This window comes from Treponema sp. (assembly GCF_017430385.1).
Taxonomy (GTDB): domain Bacteria; phylum Spirochaetota; class Spirochaetia; order Treponematales; family Treponemataceae; genus Treponema_D.
Map to the genome: position 1 here is coordinate 1 of NZ_JAFRNB010000164.1, position 4,031 is coordinate 4,031.

3 protein-coding genes, 1 tRNA gene and 1 pseudogene are annotated in these 4,031 nt (G+C 43.5%); 1 reads left to right on the plus strand and 4 read right to left on the minus strand.

The window, feature by feature from the left end:
* Positions 1–120: 120 nt before the first annotated feature.
* The 3 genes and pseudogenes from IJJ71_RS12490 to IJJ71_RS12500 form a co-directional block, all read right to left on the minus strand.
* Positions 121–231: pseudogene (locus tag IJJ71_RS12490) on the minus strand (type I restriction-modification system subunit M N-terminal domain-containing protein); the annotation flags it as partial.
* 1,004 nt (positions 232–1,235) lie between these two features.
* Positions 1,236–1,308 (minus strand) — tRNA-Met (locus tag IJJ71_RS12495).
* An 18-nt stretch (positions 1,309–1,326) separates the two neighbouring features.
* Complete coding sequence (locus IJJ71_RS12500; protein WP_296847470.1) at positions 1,327–2,007, minus strand: PrsW family glutamic-type intramembrane protease; 681 nt, start codon at positions 2,005–2,007, stop codon at positions 1,327–1,329.
* A gap of 47 nt (positions 2,008–2,054) precedes the next feature.
* Here IJJ71_RS12500 and IJJ71_RS12505 point away from each other — a divergent pair, with 47 nt between their 5' ends.
* The gene (locus tag IJJ71_RS12505) at positions 2,055–2,651 is read left to right on the plus strand and encodes a shikimate kinase (protein WP_296847471.1); all 597 of its coding nucleotides are present in this window, start codon (positions 2,055–2,057) and stop codon (positions 2,649–2,651) included.
* Positions 2,652–2,764: 113 nt separating this feature from the next.
* Here IJJ71_RS12505 and IJJ71_RS12510 read toward each other — a convergent pair.
* Positions 2,765–4,031: cation:proton antiporter domain-containing protein (locus IJJ71_RS12510; RefSeq protein ID WP_296847473.1), on the minus strand; the 1,267-nt coding region annotated here is incomplete at its 5' end.

Genomic DNA, 4,031 nt, shown 5'->3' on the forward strand with positions numbered 1-4,031 from the left:
AAAGTAACATGATTTAAGCCCATACTTATGGTTCTCCTTTGTTAATTTTGGTTTTTGTGGTGAAAAACATATTAACAAATTTCCATTTGTATGGGTGTTTTTATTTTTACTATTTCAAGTTCATTTTACAATCTTCCATTTCTTTTCGAATGCGGTTGAGATGTATTTTAAGAAGATAAGTCCTGTAAAGATTTTTCGGTAATCTGCAGCGGGAATGTGTCCCCAAAGTTCGCAGGCTGCGTCCGTCGCACGCTATCGCGTGCTTAACGAGTTTGCCTTGCAAACTCGCAGATAAGTATGAATTATCAAGAATATCGATGGCAGTAGATTTTGGGAATTTTGATTTTGCCATGATGATGTCCTTTTTTTGGTGATTACTCTATTATAACATTATTCGATTCAAATGGCCTATAAAAGGTCTTTGAAACTTAATCCTTTAATTTGTAATTTGCATATTTACCTTTTTGATTCTGAACAAGCTTGTCTTCGGCCATTAGTTTTTTGATTTGAGAGTAAGCCTGATCGCTTGTAATTTTGAGCAAATTCATTACATCTTCTTTTGTAATAATTCCATCCTGCTGTTTTGCAAGCTTAATAATAAGTTCTGGATAACGAACAGCATCAATGTCTGTCTGACATATTTTGCGCTTTCATTATTCTGCTTGTAAACTTTAGAACTTAAAATGTAAGAGCGGTTTGCTCCATTACCGATTGCTTCTACAAGGCCTGCTTCAACCAGATTTTCTATTGCAGCATTTGTACGTATCTTATTGAGGTGTACAACATCGCTTAATCGATCTACATTAACTCGACGCTCATTTCTTATTAATTCAATTATAATGCAGTTTAACTCGTCTTGTCGAGTTAAATTAATTTTTTAATTCGGTTTACCGAGTTAAAACCGAGTTAGAATTAAGAAATTCGTTGTACTCACAATTTTGCTGCTGCTCGCTTTGTTTGAGATTTTCGTGATACATGATAATAGAATAATCGCTTAAAACAAAAAAAATCCACTCGCTTGGAGTGGATTAACTTTAGCTGAGGTAGGACTCGCCGTTACAGTCGCACACATCGTGTGTGCTCCTTTCACGGCGGCTGCATTCACTAAAACCGCATCCATGCGGTTTTGCCTGCGCCACTGCTCGGCACGTTCATTTCGCTTCGAGTCCATACAGGCTTTTAAATCATTATGTTTTAAAATAAAAAATCTCCTGCGCTTACAGGAGATTTTTCTTTAGCTGGGGTAGGACTCGAACCTACGGCCTCCGGGTTATGAGCCCGACGAGCTGCCAACTGCTCTACCCAGCGTCGCAATGTTCGTGTATTCTACACTGTAGTTTTATTTTTGTCAATAGCTGCTAGATAAAAAATTCTACATTCTACGGCGGCGAACAGTATTGCTACGATTGCAAGCCAGTGGTAAATCGAATTGAAGCTTGCGAAGAAATTGTAGATTCCGTGGAGGAGCACGGCGTAAATGAATGGCATGATGTTCTTTTTGTGACGGCGGAAGTTCCAGATGTAAAGTCCGCTCAAGCCTGCACAGAATACATGAATCGCCTGTGCTGTGAAGATTCTGTCAACAAGAAGGTGAACGACGATTTCTTTGCCGCCCTGTCCCTGGATTTCCTGAAATTTTTTGATGATGTAGATTACTGATTCGAATCCGCCGACTGTGAGGCCGTAAAGCAATACGCAGCAGAAAAATGTGCTTAAAATTTGTTTTTTTTGCGGAACGAGGCACAAAAAAAGCATTTTCATGGCTTCTTCGATGAGGCCGTTGAACAAAATTGCGGTTATCATGACCGAAGCGAATGTGTAGCCTGTGAAAATTGGCAGGCTTAGGACGTAAAACTGAATCACTGATGTCGGAATCACGGTGAGTAGTGCGAGAACCCCGGCTATGAGGCAGTATCGGATTTTGAGTTCTTTATTGAGAATAACTGCGAGCACGAAAAAAAGTGCCGCCGGAATGAAAGAAATTCCTAAAAGCGCGTACAAATTCATGGCAAAGATTCTATCATTTTTTCAGAGGAAAAACTATAATATTTTTTATGAGTTCGATTATTCTTTTGGGAATCAAGCATTGCGGAAAGTCTACACAGGGTAAGTTGCTCGCAAAGCATTTTGACTGTCCTTTTTTTGATACTGATGATGAAGTCACTGTCCTGACTGGCAAAAATCCGCGCCAGATTTACACGGAGCAGGGCAAGGAAGCCTTTCTTGAAGCCGAAAAACTGGCCTGTGAAAAACTCGCCGATAAACTTTCTTCTATTAATAAAGCTGTGATTGCGACTGGTGGTGGAATCTGCAACAATCCAGCTGCCCTTGAAGTTCTTCACAAACTCGGAACTTTTGTCTTCCTCAATGCTGATGAAAAAACTGCCGCAAACCGCATTGTCTGGGAAATCAAATACGATTCGGACGGCAAGATGAAGAATCTCCCGGCGTACATCGCGAACAAAAATCCTGCAAATGTAAAAGAAGTCCGGGCAATTTTTCACGATTTCTACATAGAACGCCAGAAAATATACGAAGATTTGTGCGATATCGAAGTCAAAATGGAACACAGTGCATCCAAATCCGAAAATATGGAACGGATTGTGAACGCACTAGGGGGTGTAGCAACACCGAAGGTGGCCACGAGCTGAACGAGCATAGGCGAGTGAGTGAGGGGCTGGAGCGTTAGCGTAATTGCGAAACACCCGACCTGCGAAGCAGGTAGTGCCCAACTGATAATTGTTCACTGCTGCCTGCTAACTTTTTAACCTTCCATTTTTGCCAGTTTATGCTCCAGCTCTACGATTCGCGAGTGGATGTAATGGTCTACCGCGAATTTTTCGAGCATTCCGAGCGTTTCATGCTCTTCGTTGGTCACGCAGATTGCCTCTGTGTCGTAGTCAGTGAAGAGCTGGTATGCTTCCGGGAGCGGGGTGTCGAGCGAGCAGGTGACTTTTGGCTTTTCCATCAGGTCCATTGCGAGAAGAGTTTCGCCCATTTCGCCGATTTGCATTGCTTCTTTGAGGTGGTCGATTGAAATCTGGCCGACGAGTTTTCCTTTGTGTTCGCCTTCACTTCCGCGCACTTCGTAATTTGTGTTTTCATGGTGTGTGAAGCTTCGGATTATTTCGCCGACTGTTTCCGTGTCGCCCACGATTGTGTAGCTTTCCGGGCGGCAGATGACATGGCCTTTGATTGCGATGTCGCTGACCTTTGCGTTTTTCATCAAATCCTCAGCGGTGACATTAAGCCCAACTTCCCCAGCCTTTGTGACTCCGTATTTTACGCAGATTGGGCCCAAAATTTGCACGATGAATGTTGTGGCGGTGATGATGAGCATGATTTGCGGGCCGACAGAATCCTGAAAGTCATTTCCGGCGGCGATACTCAAACCGATTGCTACTCCTGCTTGGCTCAAAAGGCAGTAAGGAAGATATTTTCGCACGCTTTCTGGTGCTCCTGTCAATCTTGCTCCGAGCCGGCTTCCGATTGTTTTTCCGATTGTTCTGCCGCTTACATACAAAAGCGCGATGATTGCGATGAAGGGCGTTACAATCCAGATGTTGAGTTTTGCGCCGACAGTGACGAAGAAAAGCACATAAATTGGCGGCGTAAAGCGCTCGACAAGCTTGAACATTGAGTTAGTTTTTTTGGCGGCAAAGTTTGTCATGAAAAAGCCGATGAACATTGCCGAAAGAATGTTGTCCAGGCCGAGAGCGTTGCAAACTCCCGTGCAGAGAAAGAGTGTTCCCAGCGAGAATCCCAGAACGCGGCCATCGTTGTTCATTATGTTTTTGAGGATAAGATTGAGAATAAAGCCGAATCCAATGCCGAGCGCGACCGAGCCAAAAATGTCATAAGCGATAGCTCCCAGCTGGCTTAAAAAGGAAACTGTATGACCGCCGAGAAGAGGGGCAGATATTGTGGCTGCGATTGCATACAAAATGAGCGCGACCGCATCATCCATGGCGACAATTCCCAGAATCGTTGTGGTGAGCGGACCTTTCGTGCGGTATTCCTTGAGCACGTCC